This is a genomic window from Niabella aquatica (assembly GCF_054779315.1).
On record NZ_BAAGYM010000020.1, the window covers coordinates 38,302 to 60,996 of the forward strand.

At 41.9% G+C, this 22,695-nt stretch carries 18 protein-coding genes; 12 read left to right on the forward strand and 6 right to left on the reverse strand.

The genetic code is table 11. The features are described from left to right. Positions 1 to 10: 10 nt before the first annotated feature. Complete coding sequence (locus tag ACYVBM_RS15585) at positions 11 to 946, forward strand: alpha-E domain-containing protein (protein ID WP_460686612.1); 936 nt, start codon at positions 11 to 13, stop codon at positions 944 to 946. Between the two features lie 65 nt (positions 947 to 1,011). After that, the gene (locus tag ACYVBM_RS15590) at positions 1,012 to 1,989 is read left to right on the forward strand and encodes a transglutaminase family protein (RefSeq protein ID WP_460686613.1); all 978 of its coding nucleotides are present in this window, start codon (positions 1,012 to 1,014) and stop codon (positions 1,987 to 1,989) included. Positions 1,990 to 2,144: 155 nt separating this feature from the next. On the opposite strand, the gene ACYVBM_RS15595 is transcribed toward ACYVBM_RS15590, so the two are convergent. Continuing rightward, positions 2,145 to 4,409: a hypothetical protein gene (locus tag ACYVBM_RS15595; protein WP_460686614.1), complete on the reverse strand. Its 2,265-nt coding sequence runs from the start codon at positions 4,407 to 4,409 to the stop codon at positions 2,145 to 2,147. 198 nt (positions 4,410 to 4,607) lie between these two features. Between ACYVBM_RS15595 and ACYVBM_RS15600 the strand changes: the two genes are divergently transcribed. Both ACYVBM_RS15600 and ACYVBM_RS15605 read left to right on the forward strand, forming a co-directional pair. After that, positions 4,608 to 5,282 (forward strand): response regulator, encoded by a 675-nt coding sequence (locus tag ACYVBM_RS15600; protein WP_460686615.1) that lies wholly within the window; start codon positions 4,608 to 4,610, stop codon positions 5,280 to 5,282. 105 nt (positions 5,283 to 5,387) lie between these two features. Beyond that, positions 5,388 to 6,434, forward strand: a complete 1,047-nt coding sequence (locus ACYVBM_RS15605; protein ID WP_460686616.1) for a sensor histidine kinase — start codon at positions 5,388 to 5,390, stop codon at positions 6,432 to 6,434. Between the two features lie 241 nt (positions 6,435 to 6,675). Here ACYVBM_RS15605 and rlmN read toward each other — a convergent pair whose 3' ends face one another. Continuing rightward, the gene (gene rlmN / locus ACYVBM_RS15610; RefSeq protein ID WP_460686617.1) at positions 6,676 to 7,719 is read right to left on the reverse strand and encodes a dual-specificity RNA methyltransferase RlmN; all 1,044 of its coding nucleotides are present in this window, start codon (positions 7,717 to 7,719) and stop codon (positions 6,676 to 6,678) included. Positions 7,720 to 7,872: 153 nt separating this feature from the next. Between rlmN and ACYVBM_RS15615 the strand changes: the two genes are divergently transcribed. After that, positions 7,873 to 8,589, forward strand: a complete 717-nt coding sequence (locus ACYVBM_RS15615) for a DNA alkylation repair protein (protein ID WP_460686618.1) — start codon at positions 7,873 to 7,875, stop codon at positions 8,587 to 8,589. 339 nt (positions 8,590 to 8,928) lie between these two features. On the opposite strand, the gene ffh is transcribed toward ACYVBM_RS15615, so the two are convergent. Then, the gene (gene ffh, locus ACYVBM_RS15620) at positions 8,929 to 10,272 is read right to left on the reverse strand and encodes a signal recognition particle protein (protein ID WP_460686619.1); all 1,344 of its coding nucleotides are present in this window, start codon (positions 10,270 to 10,272) and stop codon (positions 8,929 to 8,931) included. Between the two features lie 470 nt (positions 10,273 to 10,742). Here ffh and ACYVBM_RS15625 point away from each other — a divergent pair, with 470 nt between their 5' ends. Both ACYVBM_RS15625 and ACYVBM_RS15630 read left to right on the forward strand, forming a co-directional pair. After that, the gene (locus tag ACYVBM_RS15625) at positions 10,743 to 12,932 is read left to right on the forward strand and encodes a hypothetical protein (protein WP_460686620.1); all 2,190 of its coding nucleotides are present in this window, start codon (positions 10,743 to 10,745) and stop codon (positions 12,930 to 12,932) included. 36 nt (positions 12,933 to 12,968) lie between these two features. Then, a complete protein-coding gene (locus tag ACYVBM_RS15630; RefSeq protein WP_460686621.1) occupies positions 12,969 to 14,741 on the forward strand; it encodes an ABC transporter ATP-binding protein in 1,773 nt (590 codons plus the stop codon). A 77-nt stretch (positions 14,742 to 14,818) separates the two neighbouring features. Here the strand turns inward: ACYVBM_RS15630 and ACYVBM_RS15635 are convergent, their stop codons facing one another. From ACYVBM_RS15635 to ACYVBM_RS15645, 3 genes are all read right to left on the reverse strand, one after another. After that, on the reverse strand, positions 14,819 to 15,562 hold the full coding sequence (locus tag ACYVBM_RS15635) for a YoaK family protein (protein ID WP_460686622.1): 744 nt from the start codon (positions 15,560 to 15,562) through the stop codon (positions 14,819 to 14,821). A 204-nt stretch (positions 15,563 to 15,766) separates the two neighbouring features. Then, positions 15,767 to 17,413 carry an SdrD B-like domain-containing protein gene (locus ACYVBM_RS15640; protein ID WP_460686623.1) on the reverse strand — a complete coding sequence of 549 codons (1,647 nt, stop codon included), beginning with the start codon at positions 17,411 to 17,413 and terminating at the stop codon, positions 15,767 to 15,769. 177 nt (positions 17,414 to 17,590) lie between these two features. Next, positions 17,591 to 17,839, reverse strand: coding sequence for a hypothetical protein (locus tag ACYVBM_RS15645; protein WP_460686624.1), 249 nt, complete (start codon positions 17,837 to 17,839; stop codon positions 17,591 to 17,593). A 418-nt stretch (positions 17,840 to 18,257) separates the two neighbouring features. Between ACYVBM_RS15645 and ACYVBM_RS15650 the strand changes: the two genes are divergently transcribed. From ACYVBM_RS15650 to ACYVBM_RS15670, 5 genes are all read left to right on the forward strand, one after another. Continuing rightward, positions 18,258 to 18,854, forward strand: coding sequence for an RNA polymerase sigma factor (locus tag ACYVBM_RS15650; RefSeq protein WP_460686625.1), 597 nt, complete (start codon positions 18,258 to 18,260; stop codon positions 18,852 to 18,854). A gap of 527 nt (positions 18,855 to 19,381) precedes the next feature. Further along, the gene (locus ACYVBM_RS15655) at positions 19,382 to 19,885 is read left to right on the forward strand and encodes a gluconokinase (RefSeq protein WP_460686626.1); all 504 of its coding nucleotides are present in this window, start codon (positions 19,382 to 19,384) and stop codon (positions 19,883 to 19,885) included. A 21-nt stretch (positions 19,886 to 19,906) separates the two neighbouring features. Continuing rightward, on the forward strand, positions 19,907 to 21,226 hold the full coding sequence (locus tag ACYVBM_RS15660) for a gluconate:H+ symporter (RefSeq protein WP_460686627.1): 1,320 nt from the start codon (positions 19,907 to 19,909) through the stop codon (positions 21,224 to 21,226). Positions 21,227 to 22,065: 839 nt separating this feature from the next. Continuing rightward, positions 22,066 to 22,305, forward strand: a complete 240-nt coding sequence (locus ACYVBM_RS15665; protein WP_460686628.1) for a hypothetical protein — start codon at positions 22,066 to 22,068, stop codon at positions 22,303 to 22,305. After that, a complete protein-coding gene (locus ACYVBM_RS15670; RefSeq protein WP_460686629.1) occupies positions 22,292 to 22,684 on the forward strand; it encodes a PIN domain-containing protein in 393 nt (130 codons plus the stop codon). The genes ACYVBM_RS15665 and ACYVBM_RS15670 overlap by 14 nt, the downstream gene beginning before the upstream one ends. Positions 22,685 to 22,695 lie beyond the last annotated feature (11 nt).

Here is a 22,695-nt window from a genome sequence, read left to right on the forward strand (position 1 = left end):
AAATAAATATATGTTAAGTCGTGTAGCAGAATCGGTGTTTTGGCTGGCTCGTTATATGGAAAGAACCAATGGCCTGCTTAGAGTATTACGAACCAATTATGTGGCATCACAGGATGAAATGAAGCAGTATAACTGGAAAACGGTATTACAAACATATGGCTACCTGGAGCCTCATGAAATTGAAACTATCCAGTATAATTCACGTTCCGTACTGGAGTATGTCATGCTGAATAAGGATAATGACGCATCGCTGATTAATAATATTACACGATTGCGGGAAAATGCAAAAGCAGTACAGGATCACATTACCAAGGAAATGTGGCATAACCTTAATGCATACTACCTGTTGATTCGTGAACCGGGTATTGAGCATATCATTAAATACGGAGACCCGATAACAGCACTGGATGCTTTAATCAAACACAGTTTGTTTTTGTACGGTACAATTAACATTACAATGTCGAGAGGAGAAGCCTATAATTTTTTAAATGTGGGACGTTATGTAGAACGCGCCATAATAACCACCGATGTTTCGGATATTAAGCTTAAAGAAATAGGCTATTCCCTGGGAGATGAACTGGCCATACCTTCGTTAAGATATTTATTGTATTCTTTGTCGGGCTATGAAGCTTACCTTAAATCTTCACGCGGGCTGGTAGAGCCCGATACCATAATGAAACAGATTTTATACGATGAGGATTTTGTGCATGCCATATTATATTGTATGTCGCATATCAGCCGTTATTTTAAGCGATTGTACGCGCAAAGTATTCCGGAAAGCTATGAACATCTGGATTTTTTAATTGGCAAAGCGCTTAACAATCTGAAATACAGCACCTGCGATTTAAAGAACGGGGAAAGTATCGGAAATTTGCTAAAACACACCCGTACTGATTTGCATAGCATTGCTATTGCATTCAATCAACATTATTTTGGATATAATTAAGCGGTTGTAAAAGCGCTGCGCTTAGCATAATAATAATAAACCATTAAAACTATCTTATACCCATTATGCCTTCATTTAATATCAAACATATTACACGCTACTCTTATAGCAGCCCTGCGGTAGAATGCACCAACCAGATCATGCTATACCCGATAGAAGATGCGACGCAAAATGTGATGAGCCATAAAATAGCCATTACAAAACATCCTACAGTAGCAATCTTCACCGATTATTTTGGCAATAAAGTAGGGGTATTCTCTATTGTAGAACCACACACAGAGTTATTGATCACTTCTGAAGCAACAGTCATTACAAACGAAGTGCGGCCTCCTGAAAATGAAAACCCGGCATCCGTACAATGGGAAACATTGCAAACAGTTTGCGGATTGTTTCCCTATATTGATTTCCTGCAACAGGAACATCTGGAAAACAGCGAAGGAGTAGCCGCTTTTATCACTTCACTCTATGATATCAATAAAACGCCTTTTGAAAACGCCAGTTCCTTTTCGGAGTATATTTTTAAAAATTTTGAATATACGAAAGGCATTACCAATATAGAGACCAGCGTTGATGAAATATGGAAATTAAAGGCAGGCGTATGCCAGGATTTTGCTCATTTTTTGCTTTTGATTTTAAGACGTATTAATATTCCGGCGCGATATGTGAGCGGTTATATTTGCCCTAAGAACCACGAGTACAGAGGAGAAGGCGCTACGCATGCGTGGGTAGAGGCATACCTGCCAGATTATGGCTGGCTGGGGCTTGACCCTACTAATAACTGCATTGCAGGCGACAGGCACATAAGATTAGCAGTTGGAAGAAGTTTTTCCGATTGCACTCCTGTAAAAGGTACGTATAAAGGTTCATCAGATCATATCCTTGAGGTGTCAGTATCCATCGATAACAAAGATGTTGCCCCGATTGAAGCAATGAACGACAACCCGGTATTTGGTTACAAAGCAGGAAATACACCTCATGCTTCAAAGGAGAACAAAAACTCCTACAGGTTCTATATGGAACAAATGCAGCAACAACAGCAATAGCCCGGTATTTACGAAAAGATCAGGCGTTAAGAGGAGATAAACAAATTTGCTGCATATTCACGGCTGTTTACTCGCTTACTCTTTCTTACCCGGCAATTCTGTATGCTCCTTTGAGGGATGATGGCAGAGCCCGACACGATGAGTCAAGAGCGCGCTTACACATCTGTTTCACCTGTTTCCTTTTTATATGCTTTAATGAAAATAGCACCAAGGTTTTTATAAGGCGGGATATAATCTTCAAATCCGGCTACGTTTGCACGGCCTTTGAATTCTTTCCAGAAAGGAATCCATTCAATATCTTTCCCTGTTCTCAGCTTCTCTGTTAATAAATGGAAAAAAGGTTTGTTAATGGCAGTTCTCCCTATTTGCTTGGAAGCGATGATGTGAGCATCTTCGGACTTCCTAAGAATAGAGTCGATAAGATTAAATCCACCGCAAGACCCCATGAAAACGATTTTGGAGGTAGGTGCCATATAGCCGATAGTAGCTTCTGCATAATAGCTGTGCCCGCGGTGTATGGTAACAGTGGGGTGCAGGTTATTTTCGTCGAGGTATGCGTTCAGCGCCTGTTGGGCCTTATCATCCAGCCCTTTATTTTCGTCCAGGGGGCGGTTAGCATAAATAGAAACAGGTTGTCCTTTTGCAGATTTTATAACTACCCATTGCTTATTGCTTCCGTCAATTTTCCAGTTACCTCCACCAAACATATTCAGGAAACCATTGAAAATATTACGGCCGTCCCGGTCTCCATAAAAAAACACCTGGGAAATCACTTCTCCCTTTTCATTGGTAAGCGAAGAAAAGGGTATATTGTATACAGGCGGAATGTCCAGCTTACTGGTCAGGTCAATATGATTTGCAGAATCGGCAGACAGGAACAGGCTGTAGAGAATGTCATAAATGGCTATACCTTTTTTATTATCATCGCTGCGATTCCTGTCAAGGTTGGCTTTTACGTTCACCAGCATCTCTTTTGCAAGTTCCGGCAGGGTTTCGGCAATACTTGCATAGGAATCTGCCACATCCACCCCATCTTCCAGCCCGTCGCTTTTCTCCAGCCCCGTAACAAAAGCTTTCATAAGATCGTTCGCATCAGCCGTATTGGAAAAGCTGCCCAAAAAGTTCTTCAGGGTATTGTAAGATGCCGCCTGGCTTAAAAACTTACGGTAATGATCAAAGTGTAGCTTTTTCAGTAATTCATCACCTTTATTGCCTGCCTTGCGCATCATCAGCGGGTACACTCCTGCCGTATAGCTGCTGGTATAAATAAGCCCGTTAGTCAATACACCCACGTAATAAAGTTCTTCAGCGTTTAATGGCTGCAGGCAACGGAACCTTACTGCATCTGACATTTCATGCAGCCCATTGATCTTTGCCACAAACTCATCTTTGGCTTTCTGCTCCAGTTTTTTCAACAGGCTTTTATATTCCATGGCAGTATCGCCATTAATTGCACGTGCCGTATAATCTATCTGGGTTTGTACCAACAGCCTGAAGTATTTAACGGGATCATTCTTTGCCTTGTCAATATCATCCATTGTTATTTTTCCCTTTACGATATTATCAAGAAAGGGAAAATAAAACTGCCCGCTTTTATTAGGATTGCGTGCCATGGACACTACCGTTACAATAAGCGGATCGTCTTCTATATTCTGTATTTTGTAACTCAATTTATTATTTGCCTGGGCATAGTCATATATCAGGTGGGGGTATTGATGGCCTATGTTCCTGATAAGGCTGTCGGCCACCGCTGCTTCCGGGTAGGCTTTCAGCGCTGCAAAAGTTTTTTCAGGATATCTTTCAGCAAGTTTCAGCAGCATCATGTCACGTACCTGGTTGTACCCTACATTATCTTTAAATACTTCAGGTTGCAAAGCTGCGTTAGCAATATCATAAGGAAGGGGCTGTATAATACCCGCTATCGACCTGTTTTGGGTGTTGGCCTCGATCAATTGCTTATAGGTAGCAATAATCTGGGGTAAATAGTGCACTGCCGACTGGCTGCCGCGACTGTAGATCTTTACATAGCGCAATATGGTAGCCAGACCATTAAGGTAATTGGCTTTAAGTCTTTGATCGATCGTTGGGCTGGTTTCAATTTCATACTGTAGCCAGTCTACCCTTTTGGTAGCGGCATCGGTAACAGCATCGTTGAGCTGCGCATCGGAAGAAATTACCAGGTACCGGTCTGCTTTACCATCAACAGAAAGCAAAGCAGCCTGTTCTTTTTCTACCTTCTCATGCATGATCTGCCTGTTGATAGCAATAGTATAGGCAGGTACCGTGTCTACCACTACTACAGCGGGAACTTCTTTCTGCCTTTTCTTTTTTCTTCTTTGGGCATCTGCGTTCATTGTAAAAAGCAGCAAAGCCAAAAAAGGAATGAGTTTTTTCAGGTTACTTTTATAAAAAAATTTCATGGTATATTAAAAGATAATAACAAAATGTAAGAGTTTTAAAATACGCATATAATAAGCAATAATTAAGCCGGTTTTAGCATACCTGCCCCGATGTTTTTATATAGCATAATATTAATTTTACATTAAGTATACCTAACCGCTGCCCTCTTTTTTTAATATAAAACAAATTACTGTTACGTTTGCTTTAAATTATTATTAATGGAAAAAGGTTATAAAATTTTAATTGCGGATGATGAGCCTGATATTTTGGAAATCCTGTCCTATAATCTTGAAAAGGAAGGATATGAGGTCATTACGGCTAAAGATGGAGATGAAGCAATTGACAAAGCATATCAGCATAAACCTCATTTAATAATACTCGATATGATGATGCCTGAAAAAACCGGGGTACAGGTATGCCAGGTTTTGCGCGGGCAAACAGCCTTTAAGGATACGCTTATTATGTTTTTAACGGCCCTGAATGATGAAATAACACAGGTGAGGGGCCTGGAAACCGGGGCCGATGATTATGTAAGCAAACCCGTTAGTCCAAAAGTTTTGCTGAGCAGGGTGGCGGCCCTTTTAAGAAGGGTACAGAAAGAAAATTCCACAGCCATAAAAGTGGGAAACATCACTATTGATCCTGAGAGGTTTTTGGTACAGGTAGATGGTAAAGACATCGTGCTGGCAAAAAAGGAATTCGAACTGCTGTACCTGCTGGCGCTTAAGCCCGGACGCGTATTTTTAAGAAATGAAATCTTAAACGCTATATGGGGCAATGATGTTATTGTGGGTGACCGAACTATAGATGTGCATATCCGGAAAATAAGGCAGAAGCTGGATATGGATTGCATTACCACTGTAAAAGGCGTTGGCTATAAATTTGAGATTTAATATAAAAATATACTCCGGCAGCGAATGTACTGCTGTGCTGAAGCCGGAATTCAGGGCCGGCAGCGAGTCACAGATCATTTTCGCAATTTTTGTATCTTTCCATTCATGAACCCTAAGAACTTATCCCCCAGGCAATTGTCTTTTTATACAGCATTGGCTTTGGCAGTGCCGGTGAGCCTTTTGCTGTACATTGTTGACAGAAGATGGCTGTTTAGTGTAGTGGCATTCCTGGTATTGCTGCTGGGAGGATATATTCTAATATTTTTTGTGCTGGACAACTTCATCTATCGTAAAATAAAACTTATTTATAAATTCATTTATCAAACCAAAGCCACCAAAAGAGAAGAGACCTATTATAAATATATCCTGCCCAAAAAAAGCATTAATGAAGTGACCGAGGATGTGGAAGCCTGGGCGCAGGAAAACCAGAAGCAGGTGGAACAGTTAAAAGCCAATGAACAATTCAGGAGAGAATTTTTGCAGAACCTCTCGCATGAGTTCAAAACTCCTATATTCACTATTCAGAGCTATGTAGATACCTTGTTGCAGAATGATCCTGAAGACCCGGAGCTAAGAAGAAAATTCCTGAAAAAAACCTCCAAAAACATTGCCCGACTCACCAATTTGCTGAACGATCTGGATGAAATTTCAAGCCTCGAGCGGGGAGAGCTGGTACTGGTAAAAACTAATTTTGTGATCCAGGACCTGCTGAAAGACAGCTTTGAAAGCATTTCTATAAAAGCAGAACCTAAAAATATCAGTTTCAGCGTAAAAAAAGGTTGTGAAGCACCGATTGCAGTACATGCAGACAAGGAAAAGATACGGCAGGTGGTGCTGAATCTTTTTGAAAATGCTATTAAATACGGCAGGCCCAATGGTACTATTAAAGCAGGAATTTACCGTACCGATGATAAAAGGATCTTAATTGAAATAAGCGATGACGGCGTGGGTATTGATCCGAAATTCCTCCCCCGTATATTCGAGCGCTTTTACCGTACAGACACAGGCCGCAGGATGGATGCCTCAGGCAGCGGCCTCGGACTGGCTATCTGTAAGCATATCATTGAGGCACATGGTCAAACCATCCACATAAGAAGTACGCAGGATGTAGGTACCAGCGCAGGTTTTACATTAAGGGCTAAGAAGGATTAAGGGGAAGGTCATAGCAGACAGATGGATAATGGACAGGATTCATATACAGTGAACTGGTGAGGCTACACATACTGCCACCTGTATAAGAAGTTAATGTTCAATGCTTAATATTCAATAATCCTTTTCAGGGCCCTGCTTTATTTGGAAATTGATGATTGATGCATATTGAGTAGTCAAAATCAGATTCCGGTATTCTGACTTCCGGTCTTTTTTCTGCCAACGGTCAACCTTGTTCAACCAATTATCCCTTATTAGCCAGTTGACCGCATGCGGCGTCAATATCTTTGCCCCGGCTGCGGCGCAGGCGCACGTTTACTTTATTTTTCTCCAGATATTGTATAAACGCATCTACTTTTTCTTCGGAAGGTTTGGTAAACCTGGCAAAATCAATAGGGTTATATTCTATCAGGTTAATAAGATCAGCAGGAACCTGCCTGTAAACCTTGATCAGCTCATCGGCATCTTCCAGCGAATCATTAAAATTATTGAACAGGATGTATTCAAAAGTAATTTCGTTTTTGGTCTGCTTGTAAAAATAGTTCAGCGCATCAACCAGGGATTTAATATTATTACTGTCGTTGATCGGCATAATCTCATGCCGCTTTTTATCGGTAGCTGCATGAAGTGACAAAGCCAGCTTAAACTTTACTTTATCATCTCCCAGCTGCCGGATCATTTTGGCCACACCTGCAGTAGAAACCGTAATACGGCGGGGACTCATAGCCAGCCCTTCAGGGGAAGTGATACGTTCTATGGCTTTCAGCACATTCTTATAGTTCAGCAAAGGCTCGCCCATACCCATAAAAACAATATTGGTAAGCTTTTTATCGTATACTTCCAGGGATTGTTTATTGATCAGCGCCACCTCGTCAAATATTTCGTCAAACTCCAGATTGCGCTTACGTTCCAGGTAACCGGTAGCACAAAACTTGCAGCTCAGGCTGCATCCGATCTGCGAACTTACACAGGCCGTTTTACGCTCCTCGGTTGGAATAAGCACCCCCTCTGTTAAGTGGCCCTCTATTGTTCTGAACCTCGATTTAATAGTACCATCTTCCGAATGTTGGGTGGTATCTACAGTAATAGCAGGAAATGAAAAGCGCCGGCTTAATTTTTCACGCAGATCTTTACTGATGTTGGTCATGGCATCAAAGCCCTGTACCGGCTTTATCCAAAGCCATTCATACACCTGCTTTGCCCTGAATTTTTTTTCCCCGATAGATAAAAAGTACTCCTCCAGCTCTGCGAGAGTCAGATGCCTGATATTCTGTTTTCCTGCGCCCATGCCGCAAAGATAAACAAGGTTTAAGGGAATAGGTTTAAAAGTTTAACGCTTTTGCTATTACTTTACGTGCTCTACCTTTATCGTATGCCAAAACCAAATACATAACGGCCTGAGAAGCGTTATTTTTACAAACAGTATTAGCATGTACAAACAATGGAAGAAAAAATATCTTTAAAAATCCGACGGGTTTTAAAAAGCAGGGCAGATATAAAGGTGCTTGAGACATCAACCCGATTTTTCAAAGAAGGAGAAAAACCTTTAGCTTATGGCATCAAAGCCAATGAAATCAACAAAATTGCAAAAGAATTTTATAAGCAGCTGAAGCCAGTAAACAAACAGGAAATTTTAATCATTTGTGAAGAGCTTTGGGCTTCACGATATTTTGAAGAAGCCCTCGTTGCCTGTATATTATCAGCAGCCCAGCACTCAAAATATGAAGTCGCTGACTTTAAAATCTTTGAACATTGGGTAAAAGACTACGTTAATAGCTGGGCCGACTGTGATACCCTGTGCAACCATACGATAGGATCATTCGTAATGATGTATCCCGGGCACATCAATGAATTAAAGAAATGGGCACGATCGCCGCAACGGTGGGTGAAGCGGGCCGCAGCAGTAACCTTGATTATACCGGCCCGAAAAGGAATGTTCCTGAAAGAGATCTTTGAAATAGCAGATATCCTTATCGCCGATAAAGACGATATGATACAAAAGGGTTATGGGTGGATGCTGAAGGCTGCCAGCCAGGCTTATCCCAAAGAAGTATTGAACTATGTATTATCTAAAAAAACGGTAATGCCACGTACTGCTTTACGGTATGCGATAGAAAAAATGCCAGATGAGTGGAGAAAAGAAGCAATGTTAAGATAACAACTCCGTTATGGTACTGCAAACCACAGTACGAAAATTGTTATCCAATACTAAAAACCTGTTCCAATGAACGAAAAAGTCAACCTGCTTTTAAACAGGCAATTCGCTGGACTTTGAGGAAGATTATAAATGGCTGCATCTATGCTATACTTTTAATGGCAAAATGTAGTACTCTATTATGGGTTTAAAGAATATTGCGCGTTGTTATTTTAAAAGGATGCATTGCTCAAAGATCCACGGGATCTGCTTATCCGGCAAACAGCAAATATTCAGTCGCCCCGCCAGTTAGGGGTTTACACCCATTAACCAGAGCAAGAAGCAAAAAAAAATTATTGAAAGTTAGAAAGGCTTTTTCATACCTCCCAGACCGCCTGGCATCATTTTGCCAAAAGCCCCCATTTTGTTCATATTCTTCATCATATCGCGCATCTGCTCAAACTGCTTCATAAAAGCGTTCACTTCAGTAACGTCTTTACCGCAGCCCAAAGCAATACGCTTGCGGCGGCTGCCATTGATCAGGTCGGGGTTGGCACGCTCTTCAGGCGTCATAGAGTCAATCATTGCTTCTATTCCTTTAAAGCTGTCGTCGCTGATGTCTAAGTCTTTGATCTGTTTGCCTACGCCGGGTATCATCCCTAACAGGTCTTTCATATTGCCCATTTTCTTGATCATTTCCAGCTGGGCCTTAAAATCTGCAAAATCAAATTTGTTTTTGCGGATCTTGCTTTCAATTTTTTTAGCCTGCTCCTCGTCAAACTGCTGCTGAGCGCGTTCTACCAGGGAGGTAATATCGCCCATACCCAAAATACGCTGAGCCATCCTCTCGGGGTAAAACACATCCAGCGCATCCATCTTTTCACCATTGCTCACGAATTTTATAGGCTTATTTACCGTGTATTTGATGGAAATGGCCGCCCCGCCCCGGGTATCGCCGTCTAATTTGGTAAGTACCACCCCGCTGAAATCAAGCCTTTCATTAAAAGCTTTGGCTGTGTTCACCGCATCCTGTCCGGTCATGCTATCTACCACAAAAAGTATCTCCTGCGGGTTTACGGCATTTTTGATATTGGCTACCTCCGTCATCATCTGCTCATCAATAGCCAGGCGCCCGGCAGTATCTATAATAACTACATTTTTGTTTTTGCTTTTGGCACTGGCCACAGCCGCCTGTGCTATGCTTACTGCGTCTTTGTTGTCAGGCTCTATATGCACTTCCACGCCTGTCTGTTCGCCTAATACCCGTAATTGCTCCATCGCCGCGGGCCGATAAATATCTGCAGCCACGAGTAAAGGATTTAACCCTTTTTTGTTTTTAAGATAATAGGCCAGCTTGCCGCTGAAAGTAGTTTTACCACTACCCTGTAACCCTGCAATCAAAATTACAGCGGGGTTCCCTTTGGCATTCAAAGGAGCTTCTGCTCCTCCCATCAGCTCGGTAAGCTCATCTTTTACAATTTTTACCATCAGTTGTCCGGGACTGATGGCATTAATTACCTTTTCGCCAACGGCTTTATCTTTTATCTTATCTGTAAACTCTTTGGCTATTTTATAATTCACATCAGCATCTACCAATGCGCGGCGTATTTCTTTTACGGTAGCCGCTACGTTAAGCTCGGTGATCCTTCCCTGTCCTTTAAGGTTTTTAAAGGCGCTGTCTAATTTATCCTGTAGGTTATTGAACATATTTGAAACAGTACTTAATTAATATTTTTTGTCCTGATTTAGAGGTGCGAAGGTAATATAAATGCGGAAGATGGCATATACGCCACAAAAAACCTCGGGCCGAGGCCCAAATTGAATCTGGCAGATTCAGGTCTTTATACGCTGCAGGATGGGTACGGCATGAATTCCGGTGTTCTAAGCGGCAGGATGATTTTAAAAATACAGCAATACAAATATAATAGGCCACAAATGCACGGATGCGTACAGGCCGGATGTTTTTTTTAGTTCAAACAGCACCAGATAATACGGGCTTAGCACTATTTGTTCCTGCCGCATGTCGGTATAGGGTACAGGAGGAGTTTGTGGATAAAATTCTACAAATTTCTTTAGGCCTGCAAAACCGGCGCAACCATCTCTGCCGGCAGAACATCTTTTAACTTTTTTACGTTATATATCAGGCTACCTTTGCGGGCAGGATCAATTTATAGTTTATGACAGGAAAGGCTTTATTTTCAACGGGTTTTTTTACGGTATGGACAATTTTTTTATGGGCACAGGGCGATGGTGTAACCATTCCCATCAACCGGCAGCTTTTTCATGATAATATTAATAAAGAAAAAAAACTGTTGCTGGGCAGCGATGGCAAACAGGATGATGAATTTACTTTAGTGAACAACCCTGATGCGGGCCGCCTGGCAACCGCAGCTATCAATAACCAGGTAGATGCTATCAGGCACCTGATTGAAAGCGATGCCAAGATTGAACAAAGACTAAAGCCGGGTTACCTGGTAGGGCTTACTGATATATTGAGGCATATGCGTACCGGATGGCTTAAAAGAGAAGTCAATCCTACACATTTCGCGCAAATATTTTCGCTTTATAAAAAGCTGATAGAAGTGAATACGGCTAAAGAGTCTATTGTTCCTTACCTGCAGCATTTCCCTTACGATATCGTTTATACGGCAACCCTGCCCAGGGTATTTGAAGAAAATCCCGGGTTTAACGAGATGAAAGATGTGGTGCTGCTGAAATATGCACAACAATATCCCAACAAAACGTTTTATGCCCTAACTAAGTACACCGGCTCTAAACATGCTGACAGTTTGATCAGAGCTATCGGGCGCCAATACCCCGAGCAACTCTACTCTTACGCACAGGCCGGTAATGCGCTTGGCTATAAAATAAGAAGCATTAAGAATGATGATTTTGTAAAAACCGTTGTAAGCCTGTCTGAAATAAAAAGCGGGCAGATTTATTTTCCTTTTTTAGACAACCTGGTGAAAGGAAAAATAACAATGGCTGAGCTGGATGTGGCTAAAGATGACCGTGTAAAATACTATCGCCTGCTGGTAAAAACACAAATGGATTATGCCCAGCGGGCTTTAAGCGGTGATATGGCTATTGGATTTAATGAGCTGACGAACAGGCTGCAAAAAAAGGGTAATGATGAATTTATTAACGAAATAAATGCTTTACATGAATCGCCGAACGCTGTAAGGTTCAAATGCCTTCAGCCCTTAACTGCACAGGAGCTCTACTATCTGGCGGTACTTTCTGACGGGTTAATTTATACCAGTAGCTACACTTCGGGCGTTTTCCCGTTAATGATGAGCAAGATCAATAACCGGGGCGATTCATTGCTGTTAAGCGTATCATTCGACCATTACAGGAAATTTATACGGCAGGCAGCAGGGTATAATACGTTAAAAACCTTTTTTACCACATTTAAAAACAAAGAGGAAGCCACGAACCTGATGACCGCTTTTGTAAACGGCCTTGAAAAATCAAAGGGGCTGGAGGATGGAGTGGACGTTGCCGACTCCTATGCAAGCCTGTATGAAACCTTACCGGACCTGGCCAGGCAAATGCTGATCAATGTAAAAAACAATTACCAGAGAAACCTGCAGGCAGGTAATAAGCGAGGTATTGCTATTTATAATATTCTTGATAAGCTGTTTTTATCCGCAGATCCCGCTAAAAATATTAACCTCACAAAAGAGCTGGGCATTCCCCCGGTTTATAATATTCCCTTTAACAACTTTACTAATGAGAAAGGGGAGATCATTTCCCAGATGTTTTTTTATGGTGATGAAGATGGCATGATGGACTTCGACATTTTTGTGCGTACGTTTAATAATGATCCTAAATGGAAGGTAGACCAAAGCAACAGCAAATTTGTTGTTGCCAAAACAACTTCCGGCGTACCTGTATATGTATATGCCAACAGGCCCCTGGCTAATACGCCCGACGAGGACTTTATAGCCCAAAATGCCATGCAGGAATATTTTGAGAAAAACAATCTATCTCCTACCATTACTTTTCACCGGGGACACAGTTATCACGCTCCAACCAGTGTAAGCTATATTACACCTACCTCCCGTGTAGTGTTTATGGGTTCCTGCGGAGGTTTTTTTCTGATAGACTCCATTCTTAAAAAATCAAGCGATGCCCATATTATATCATCCAAGCAAACCGGCTACCGCGATATCAATCTGCCCTTTATCCGTATCTTTTTAGAAAATCTGCGCCAGCGTAAGGACGTAGACTGGATCCCTTTCTGGAAAGAGTTCAGGGCAGCGGCCAATATTACAGGTATGGAAGATTACATTCCTCCCTATAAAAACCTGGGTGCCCTGTTCATTAAAGCCTATAAAAGGGAAACGGGCGAGGAAGATATATAACCCAGGGCTCTAAGTATTTTTATATCTTGCACCTTCATGCAGCAGGGAAAAAAAGCATTTTTTGATGTTTCTAAATTGCGGCGCATCTTTCAATATGCGGCGCCGTATAAAACTAAATTTTACTGGTCAGTGGGTCTGTCGCTACTTTTGGCGGCGCTTACCCCTGTACGGCCTTTACTTATTCAGCTAACGGTAGATAAATACATCACGCACTCCCTGCCGAGAATGGTGGTATATATTACCGTTATACAGATCGGTATTATTTTAATAGAAACAGTCATGCGCTTTGCGTTTTCCTATATAACAGCATGGCTGGGGCAGGCCGTGGTAAAAGATATTCGTGTAGCTGTTTACAAAAAAATACTGGGGCTTAACTTACGCCAGTTCGACAGAACCCCTATCGGAACATTAACTACCCGCTCGATTAATGATATAGAATCCATCAACGAAATCTTTTCCGATGGTCTAATACCCATCATTGCGGATCTGCTTTCTATCATTTGTGTATTGGCCTATATGTTTTGGGTAGACTGGCAGCTTACGCTTATAGCGCTCATCCCCTTTCCTATCATGATCATTGCCACTTATTATTTTAAAGAAAGCATCAATAAATCTTTTTTTAAAGTAAGGAATGCAGTAGCTGCTTTAAATGCTTACGCACAGGAGCACCTGTCGGGCATGAATGTGGTACAGGCTTTTGCAGCAGAAAGGAACGAATTCAACAAATTCAAAGCCATTAACAAGCAGCATCGCAATGCCAATATCAATGCAATTTTTGCATATTCTATTTTTTTTCCGGTAATAGAAATTGTGCTGGCACTGTCCATTGGCCTGGTAGTCTGGTTTGCAGCTAAAGAAACGCTTCACCTTCAGCAAAGCCAGCAGGGGGTTATTGTATCTTTCATCCTCTGCCTTAATTTACTGTTCCGGCCGTTAAGAATGATTGCTGATAAGTTCAACGTGGTACAAATGGGCGTTATTGCCAGCGACCGGGTGTTTACGGTGTTAGACAATGAAGATGAGGAAAAAGTCCCGCAAGGAGGCTATATTCAACCGGCGCAACGTGTTAAAGGACAAATAGATTTTAAGAACGTGAGCTTTGCTTATGTGGATGAGCATTGGGTTTTGAAAGAGGTAGGATTTGAAATTGAACCCGGGCAAACCGTGGCTATTGTGGGCCATACGGGGAGCGGCAAAACCACTATCATCAGCCTTATTAACCGTTTCTACAATATTCAAAAAGGAGCAATTGAGATAGACGGTACTGATATTAAAAAATTATCGCCGGATTACCTGCGCGCAAATATAGGGGTAGTATTACAGGATGTATTTCTTTTTTCGGGTTCCATTATGGATAACGTCACCTTACACAACCCTGACATTACGAGGGAGCAGGTAATTGCAGCCGCCAAAATGATCGACATGCACGATTTCATCATGTGCCTGCCCGGCGGCTATGACTATAATGTAAAAGAAAGGGGAGCCACTTTATCGCTGGGGCAAAGGCAACTGCTGTCCTTTATACGTGCATTACTGTACAATCCCTCCATTCTGGTGTTAGACGAAGCTACTTCCTCTATTGATACGGAAAGTGAACTGCTGATACAAAAAGCTACCGATAAGCTGATACAGGGCCGCACTTCCATCGTTATAGCGCATCGCCTCAGCACCATCCGGAAAGCAGATAAAATACTGGTACTGGACAAGGGTACGCTGGTGGAAACCGGAACACATGCTGAGCTGCTCGCCAAAGGCGGTTTTTATGCCAGGCTTCATCAAATGCAATTTGAAAAAGAAATAGCTACATAGCGTTTGCTGAATAACTTACACCGGATAAAATGAATAATTATCTACCCATATTATCGGATAACAGACGCTGTCATCCCTCAACTGGTTATGCGTCCTTCTTTCGTATCATGCCGCCGTTTCCACTTGATCAATTTGTGTTTTACGCCATCATAATACAATCCCATCAAAAGTATCATAGCAGCAATACTTAAGGAGTAAAAGTCCAGGTAGGTGTATAATATGCCACCGGCTATTCCTCCCAAAAAGAAAAATGAAATAATTCTCCACCTGAGCCTGATGGTTGAAATGAGCCGCTCTTTTTGCTCTTTCCTTTTGTAAAAAAATAATTGCGATAGTTCAATACCCAGGTCTGTAAAAAGCCCTGTTAAATGCGTTGTCCGCACCATCGCATCTGAAATTCTTGTTACCAGTGAATTTTGCAGCCCCATTGCAAAAAGCAGGCTGTATGCAATGAGGTTGGCATTGTTTATCACCAGCTTATTCCCGAAAAATGCTACCATAAGCAGGATGGCACTCTCTAAAACCCCCGGGATGATATAAATAAACCGGTCGTTTCTTCTCATCATGGTTTCCACCAATAAACTGGAAACAAAAGCCCCTAAAAAGAAAAAGAAGATAAAAAAGAAATAAACGATACTTTCTGCAAACTGGAGTTTAAAAATCTCATCCACAAAAAATGCAAAATGACCCGTTACATTTGTAGTAAGCCGCTGCACAGATATAAAGCCGGCTACATTTACGAGCCCTGCTACAAAAGATAACAAAGAAGCGATTTTCTTATTATGACTTAATGTTCTGGTTTTACCGCTGTGTCTAAACATTTTGAATTGCCAATTTCTTCATGCAGCAGGCACAAAAGTACAACTAACTATGGATCGTTCTGTAAATATCTAACTTTGAAGACAACCTGAATACCGCATAGCGCACCTGTTAAAAAGAAATGCCGTGAACCAAACCGGAATTTCACTGATTGCATAGCAGTGGCTGCTGCATACTGAAAAAGTAAGAGCAGGTATAGTGAAAGACTACTCTTTTATCACTTTTATCACTTTACTGTATTGATAAGTGCCATCTTTATCCACTTGTTTTATGCGGATAAAACCATTGCTATCAGCCTCCATATCCATGTTGTTTTTAGAGCAGGAGGCACCTATAAGGTTCATTCCGACTAATATAGCTGTTACATATAACATTTTATTTTTCCTGCTAATGAACAGTGCTATCAAAGCAATAGAGAGAAGAGAAAGACCCAATAAACCTGTTGCACTATCTGGTCCGGCAGCAAAACGGTAATTTATAGAAACATCAGAATTACCGTCCTTTGCTTTACTATTTACTGTTCCGATCTTTACAAATGCTTTACCATTGTTCGAAAATTCAATTTCAAAATGGCTGTTACCTGTTTCGCTTAGCGTAGACCAATCTATCAAAAGTCTTCCCCCGGATACTTTAGCGAAGATCGAACCAAAATCTACGGGCAGCACCTGATTTATGGAGAAGAAAGTATTCGTAACCGGCTCCTCATCAACAACGATCGGTATATCGGTATCATTATTACTATCGGATGCTGTTTCAATTTTTTGTCCACCGGGAACCGTCACCCTTATGATATAATTTCCTTTAGGAATATCTCCAAACAAATAATATCCTGCTGCGTTGGTAGTGCTTACGGCTACTTGTGTAGTTCCGTCCGCTTTAAACAGTTTAACAACAGCACCCTGGTAGCCCGGGCTGTTAGGTGTTGTAGCTCCGTCTTTATAAATATACCCGCTTACCGATTGGGCTATTTCCATCGTCTCCGTGTTATAAGATCCTATAAACGCCTGGTCGCTGCTGCCGGAAAGCTCCTGCCAGAACTGTTTTATCTGGCCTATATTGGAGGCGTTTATACCAAAATCTGCCAGCGAATAGGCGATAAAGCGTAACACGCGCGAACCACTTGGACTAGTAGTATAGTTGAGTCCGTTAGCATTAATGGTATAAAATTTAAAATAGCCCCATCCCACGCCCTTTATATCAGAAAACTTTACAGATTTTTTACTTCCAACTACTGCTCCGTGTTCATTCACAAAGTAGAATACGTCTTCAGCGGCGGGTCCGCCGGGCTGGCCCATTTGTGAAATAACCACAACGGGTTGGGTATAATCAGCTGTTTCTATTTTTGCTATAGTGTATTTACTGGGCTGATTACCGGATGTACCGCCTGTTTTAGGCAGATTATAGATCCCAGTGCCCAAATCGAACCCCCTTATACCATCCGTAAGGTAATACTCCATGCTATTATTTGCCAGAACCACGTCGCCGGCACCACCGTAATTATAACCAACACCCACATAAGTGCTGCTGACCGGCGAAGGTAAAGAGGCCACCGGGAAAGCCCTGAACGACTTTTTCGTAAAACCATTACTTGCTATTTTGCTATCGAGCAAGCCATCATTTACACCTGTAGTATAGGTAATTCCATTCCATGTAAAAGCCAGCAGGTGATGGCTATTGCTCGGCTGGTCCGATGTAGCAGGCTGGCTGGAACTTTCATCTAAAGAGCCATTTGCATACCAGTAGCCATTGTTTTGATAGTTAAAATCCGTATATATACCTGTTATTCGCTGCGCTAAAATGTTTTGTAAAAAAAACAAACTAAACAGGGCAATAAAAAAGTTTTGTTTGGCCATACGTGAATTTCCATATTTAATTAATCAAATACCGCAAACATAATATTTTTTTATTATTTGATATACTTTTCGCTTTAAAAACATGAGCAGCTCATTAAACCCCGGAAGCCATCTGAGGTTTAGTGGTGGAATGAATGAGTTATGAATGGGAGAACTCCTGTTGCGTATGCGTATGCGCTACTCTGTGATGATGCATTTAAAACCAAAGATCGCTTTTGAAGGTAACCTGTACGTTCTGGCGATTTCAATTAAAGTACTGAACTGAATATCGACCTCCCCTTTTTCGATCTTACCAAGTTTGCTGTTATCCAGTTCTGAATTATAGGAAAAGGCAAGCAGATTTCTTTCCTTCAGAATTTCTTCACGATGCTTTTTTAAATAAGCCCCGAACTCTTTCCTTATTCTTAATACTTCCTCGTTTGCCATTTCAAATTAAAGTTGGCAAACACCTTAAAAAATATTTGGTCTAATTCGACCAAAACTATATTTTAGTAAGATAATTTCTAATAAAATCAGGCCATTCGCCTAAGGGCTTACCTAGCGCTACATTCGGCATGAATAGTAAGACACGAAATAATATATCTTTTCTTCCGGTAGTTAATTACAGGGCCAAGGCTGTTTCTATATATGCCCGCTACCCTAAAAGTCCTGTTTAGCAACGGCGCCGGCCAAAGAAGAGCTGCATTTCTGTTTTCTGAAAAGTTCTCAGAGCTAATGTTACTTAAGACTTACGAACTATATAAAAAGCAACCCGGCCTGGCAGCATAGTAGCTCCTGCGATGTTCGTGTTATTTAACCCACCGTTACAGCGCTTTTACCCGCAAAAGCAAATGCTTAATGTTTAATGTTTACAGAACCTGATCTTAATGCGCATACCCATTTCCGGTACTTTAAAATGGGCAAAGAAGAAGGCTTTACCTTTTTCTATAATTCTTATTGTTCACCGCTATCCCGTTTTGCGCGGCGTTATATTAAGAACGGCGCTGCTATTGAAGAAATTGTGCATGACGCCTTTATTAATACCTGGAACCTGAGACACCTGATCCGGTGCCCGGCGCATTTATACTGTGTGCTACAGCTTCACTTAAAACAAGGCTGCCTTTCCTACCGCCAAAAGCAGATAAAAGAAAGACTGGTTTACCGCAATGATATAGACGAAGCCTTTGCCGATAAATTTTCTGAAAACAAATTATACAACAACGATAAAGAACAGCTCCACCTGTTGTATAAGGCGCTCTCACTTTTACCACCCAAAAAAAGAAATATTGTTACGCTTTATTTCCGCCGTGGCCTTTCCTGTAAAGCAATAGCGCTGCATTATAATGTTTCCAGCCAGCGTATAGCAAAACAGCTCAATGACAGTATTTACTTTCTAAAATCACTGACCAGGAAAAAAAGGAAAGCAGATGTGGGTAAGGTTGTTTTAACAATGAAGATATGATGCGAAAGCAACCTGCAAAACATTCAGCGGAGCGCCGGGAAAATCATCTGTCAATACATCGGAAAAATATAAGAGACAATGCCCGAGAAATATTGTCAATTTCTCGGTGCATAAAGAATTAATGGGGCACAACGTCACCCTTCCCGGAAAAAATCCTATCCGGTTTAAAAATCATACTGAAGAATGCGCGGTTAACTGAGGGGAAAATGGTTTTCATTATACCGTTAAAGAAGAACGTCATCTGCATGTGCTTTTTTTGAACGATAATATTTAATGTAACCTTGCATGCCTTTACTTAGCAACCTGGAGTAATATGAACTTATTGGAGATGTACCGCTTTAAATTAAGTATTTTTATACCGCTTACAGATACGTTGCACATTAGTATTGAAATAGGATCGGCAGCATTTTTATAGAGCGCCTGAAGAACCATTTGCGAGGGGGAATGCCTTGCAACCCGGCTAAAAATGAATCAAATAACGAAAGCACCTGGGTTTGAAGACCAGGTGTAAAACAAAATACTATTTTATGCACTCAAAGGTTATTATTGTGATGGGTGTTTCGGGAAGCGGTAAAACAACTACTGGAAAGATAATTGCCAATGTAAAAGGTTTTGTTTTTATGGATGGAGACGACCTGCACCCGCAGGCCAATATCCAAAAAATGCAATCGGGTTTGCCGCTGAACGATGAAGACAGAAAGGGCTGGTTGAAGCAGATTATTCAAACTGCAGGTACGATCGCTGCCGGCGGCAACACTTGCGTAATCGCCTGTTCTGCCTTAAAAAGAAAATACAGGGATACTTTAAGAGCGGGAATCCAAAATATCTCCTTCGTATTTTTAAAGGCTTCTTACGAAAAAGTGTACCGACAAATGGCTGCCCGCACCAGTCATTTTATGCCGCTGAATTTGTTAAAAAGCCAGTTCGATACACTGGAAGAGCCCGGTGCAGACGAGAAAGATGTTGTTACCGTTTCCGTATTGGACGGCGCTGAACAAACTGCTGTTACCGCCTTACAGGTCCTTGATTAATTTTTTAAAACGAAATATTGCATGTCGCCGGTTGTAATACTTGTCATTGGAATTGTACTGCTCCTGCTGCTGGTATCGGCTGCAAGGCTGAATGCTTTTACAGCGCTTATCCTTACCGCTTTATTTATAGGATTTAGCAATGGCATGGCGGCTCCGCAGGTAGTGGCCGCTATTTCAAAAGGAGTGGGAGATATACTGGGGTCGGTTATTACAGTGCTGGGCTTTGGTGTAATGCTGGGCAGCATTTTAACCGAAACCGGCGCTACCAGGCAAATAAGTGATCAATTACTGAAGATCTTTGGCGCAAAAAGAGCCAAATTGGCCATTTGTATCACCAGCTTTTGTGTGGGCCTTGCGTTATTTTACAATGCCGGTTTTGTAGTGCTGATCCCTTTGGTATTTGCTGTGGCCCATAAAACCGGATTACCGGTTGTGTACTTGGGCATAGCCATGGCAGCGCCGCTTTCCATCACCCACGGCTTTCTGCCTCCTCACCCTGGGCCGGCTGTTATAGCCCATATTTTTAGTGCCAACATGGGCCTTACGCTGTTGTACGGACTGACAATTGCAATTCCGGTTCTAATATTAGCCGGGCTGCTTTTCCCGGAAACAATAAAGAAGATAAAAGCCAGGCCGCCTAAAGAATTGTTTAGTGAAGAAGATCCGGCAAAGGCCAGGCCCGGTTTTATGATCAGCCTGCTGATTGCTTTATTTCCAGTACTGCTGCTGGTGGTATCTACATTAACGCTGCAAATAGTAAAACCGGCAGATGGCGCTTTGAAAGATTTGCTTGTTTTTATCGGCGATCCCGGTATGTCGCTGGTGATAGCCGTGATAATGGCCTTATTATTTTTGGGAGTAATGCGAAAGGTAAAAGTAAGTGATTTAATGAGTAAATCGGGCCTGGCCCTGAATGCCATTGCTTCCATTATTTTTATAACTGCTGCAGGCGGAGCGTTGAAGCAGGTGCTGGTAGAAAGCGGCACCGGCGATGCTATTGCGGCTTATTTTACCGGCAGTTCTATGCCGCCCCTGTTGCTGGGCTGGCTGGTAGCAACCGTGTTAAGAATTGCGCTGGGATCGGCTACCGTAGCCGGGCTAACCGCAGCGGGCATAGTGCAGCCGCTGGTGGCAACCATGCATGTAAGTCCCGAGCTGATGGTACTATCCATAGGAGCCGGCAGCCTGATGTGCTCGCATGTAAACGATACCGGCTTCTGGATGTTCAAAGAATACCTGGGGTTAAGCCTGCCCGATACTTTTAAAACCTGGACCGTGATGGAATCTGTTATAGGTGTGGCCGGCCTGGCGGGCGTGCTGCTGCTGAGCGCGCTGGTATAGATGTCTTTACTTTCTCTCCTGGCCCTATACAGGAAACCTGGAGCAATATAACGCCGGGTCCTTTTTGGAAGACACAGCTGAGAAGGAACTTCTTAATGGTTTTAACTCATCTTCCCCGTTACCAGCAGCTCGCAAACTTCCATCCTCAATGCTTCAGCAATTTTAAATAATTTTTCTTTCCATGTTTTTTGTTTGCCCCCAAAAGGGTACCGCCAATCCCCGCTGACCGGACGGGCAGGGGTTGCCAGGGCGATTGGCAGGGGAATAACTATTGAACGGTTTGCCTGGCAAATGAGCCATTAATATTTGCTTACGCCTGATAAGGTTTCCTGTCAGCGTGTGGATTCTATCATCAATCCCTTTAACGCTCAGGGTGATAACGGAATACCGTCATCCCGACCATAACGCAGTGGAGCGGAGGGATCTAATTGTAGATTAAATGATCTTTATTTTTTTCCACGTTTTTTGCTTGCCCAAAAAAGTGGAGCAAACCTGCCTTGCCGGCAGGCAGGAAAGGGCACCGCCAATCGGTTGCCAGGGCGATTGGCGAGGGAATAACTATTGAACGGTCTACTTGGCAAATGAACTATGAATATTTGCTTACGCCTGATAAGGTTTCCTGTCAGCGTGTGGATTCTATCATCAATCCCTTTAACGCTCAGGGTGATAACGGAATACCGTCATCCCGACCATAACGCAGCGGAGCGGAGGGATCTTATACGACGAGATTTCTCCGCTCGCTCCACCATGTTACGCTCGGTCGAAATGACTAAATAAAAAGGACTTTGCAAAAGTTTTCTGAAATTAATGTAAATTTGAATAGCATTAAAAATGCTGTTATGTATACTACAGATACAAGAAAAATATCGGTAATTGAAGAAGTGCTAAAAGTGGATAATGAAGATACTTTAAAGGCTTTGGAGGCTGTATTGAAAAGTGCCAGAACAAAAATACTTCATAAAAAAACACAATCAGGCATCTCTGATTTTGTAGGCTTCCTAAGCAAAAAAGAAGCAAATACTATGAGAAACGTAATTGCCGAAACCAGCGAAACAATACATCCTGATGACTGGAAGTAAATATTTGCTGGACACCAATATTATTATCGACATTTTTGAGGGTAATAAAACCATTGCAGGCAACTTAAACGATCTGCCCGAAATTTTTATTTCTTCTGTTATAGCAGGTGAGCTTTTAGTAGGTATTAACCGGGTACGAAATAAAGCTAAGCATCTTAAGAAATTGAATGCATTTTTTGAGCTATGTACCATATTATCCATTGACACTGCAACAGCCGAACACAATGGAATTATTGTTGCTAATCTTTATAAAAAAGGAAAGCCTATTCCAACTAATGATATCTGGATTGCGGCTACCGCAATGCAGCATAACCTTGTTTTAGTGACAAAGGACAAACACTTTAGCGAAATAGAAAAGCTTAAAATAGAGGCTTGGTAAGTCAACTATTT

Bases quoted from the DNA above. Each gene is read 5' to 3' on its own strand.
- ACYVBM_RS15585 (WP_460686612.1), top strand. From the start codon at position 11: ATGTTAAGTCGTGTAGCAGAATCGGTGTTTTGGCTGGCTCGTTATATG.
- ACYVBM_RS15590 (WP_460686613.1), top strand. From the start codon at position 1,012: ATGCCTTCATTTAATATCAAACATATTACACGCTACTCTTATAGCAGC.
- ACYVBM_RS15595 (WP_460686614.1), bottom strand. From the start codon at position 4,409: ATGAAATTTTTTTATAAAAGTAACCTGAAAAAACTCATTCCTTTTTTG.
- ACYVBM_RS15600 (WP_460686615.1), top strand. From the start codon at position 4,608: ATGGAAAAAGGTTATAAAATTTTAATTGCGGATGATGAGCCTGATATT.
- ACYVBM_RS15605 (WP_460686616.1), top strand. From the start codon at position 5,388: ATGAACCCTAAGAACTTATCCCCCAGGCAATTGTCTTTTTATACAGCA.
- rlmN (WP_460686617.1), bottom strand. From the start codon at position 7,719: ATGGGCGCAGGAAAACAGAATATCAGGCATCTGACTCTCGCAGAGCTG.
- ACYVBM_RS15615 (WP_460686618.1), top strand. From the start codon at position 7,873: ATGGAAGAAAAAATATCTTTAAAAATCCGACGGGTTTTAAAAAGCAGG.
- ffh (WP_460686619.1), bottom strand. From the start codon at position 10,272: ATGTTCAATAACCTACAGGATAAATTAGACAGCGCCTTTAAAAACCTT.
- ACYVBM_RS15625 (WP_460686620.1), top strand. From the start codon at position 10,743: ATGACAGGAAAGGCTTTATTTTCAACGGGTTTTTTTACGGTATGGACA.
- ACYVBM_RS15630 (WP_460686621.1), top strand. From the start codon at position 12,969: ATGCAGCAGGGAAAAAAAGCATTTTTTGATGTTTCTAAATTGCGGCGC.
- ACYVBM_RS15635 (WP_460686622.1), bottom strand. From the start codon at position 15,562: ATGTTTAGACACAGCGGTAAAACCAGAACATTAAGTCATAATAAGAAA.
- ACYVBM_RS15640 (WP_460686623.1), bottom strand. From the start codon at position 17,413: ATGGCCAAACAAAACTTTTTTATTGCCCTGTTTAGTTTGTTTTTTTTA.
- ACYVBM_RS15645 (WP_460686624.1), bottom strand. From the start codon at position 17,839: ATGGCAAACGAGGAAGTATTAAGAATAAGGAAAGAGTTCGGGGCTTAT.
- ACYVBM_RS15650 (WP_460686625.1), top strand. From the start codon at position 18,258: ATGTTTACAGAACCTGATCTTAATGCGCATACCCATTTCCGGTACTTT.
- ACYVBM_RS15655 (WP_460686626.1), top strand. From the start codon at position 19,382: ATGCACTCAAAGGTTATTATTGTGATGGGTGTTTCGGGAAGCGGTAAA.
- ACYVBM_RS15660 (WP_460686627.1), top strand. From the start codon at position 19,907: ATGTCGCCGGTTGTAATACTTGTCATTGGAATTGTACTGCTCCTGCTG.
- ACYVBM_RS15665 (WP_460686628.1), top strand. From the start codon at position 22,066: ATGTATACTACAGATACAAGAAAAATATCGGTAATTGAAGAAGTGCTA.
- ACYVBM_RS15670 (WP_460686629.1), top strand. From the start codon at position 22,292: ATGACTGGAAGTAAATATTTGCTGGACACCAATATTATTATCGACATT.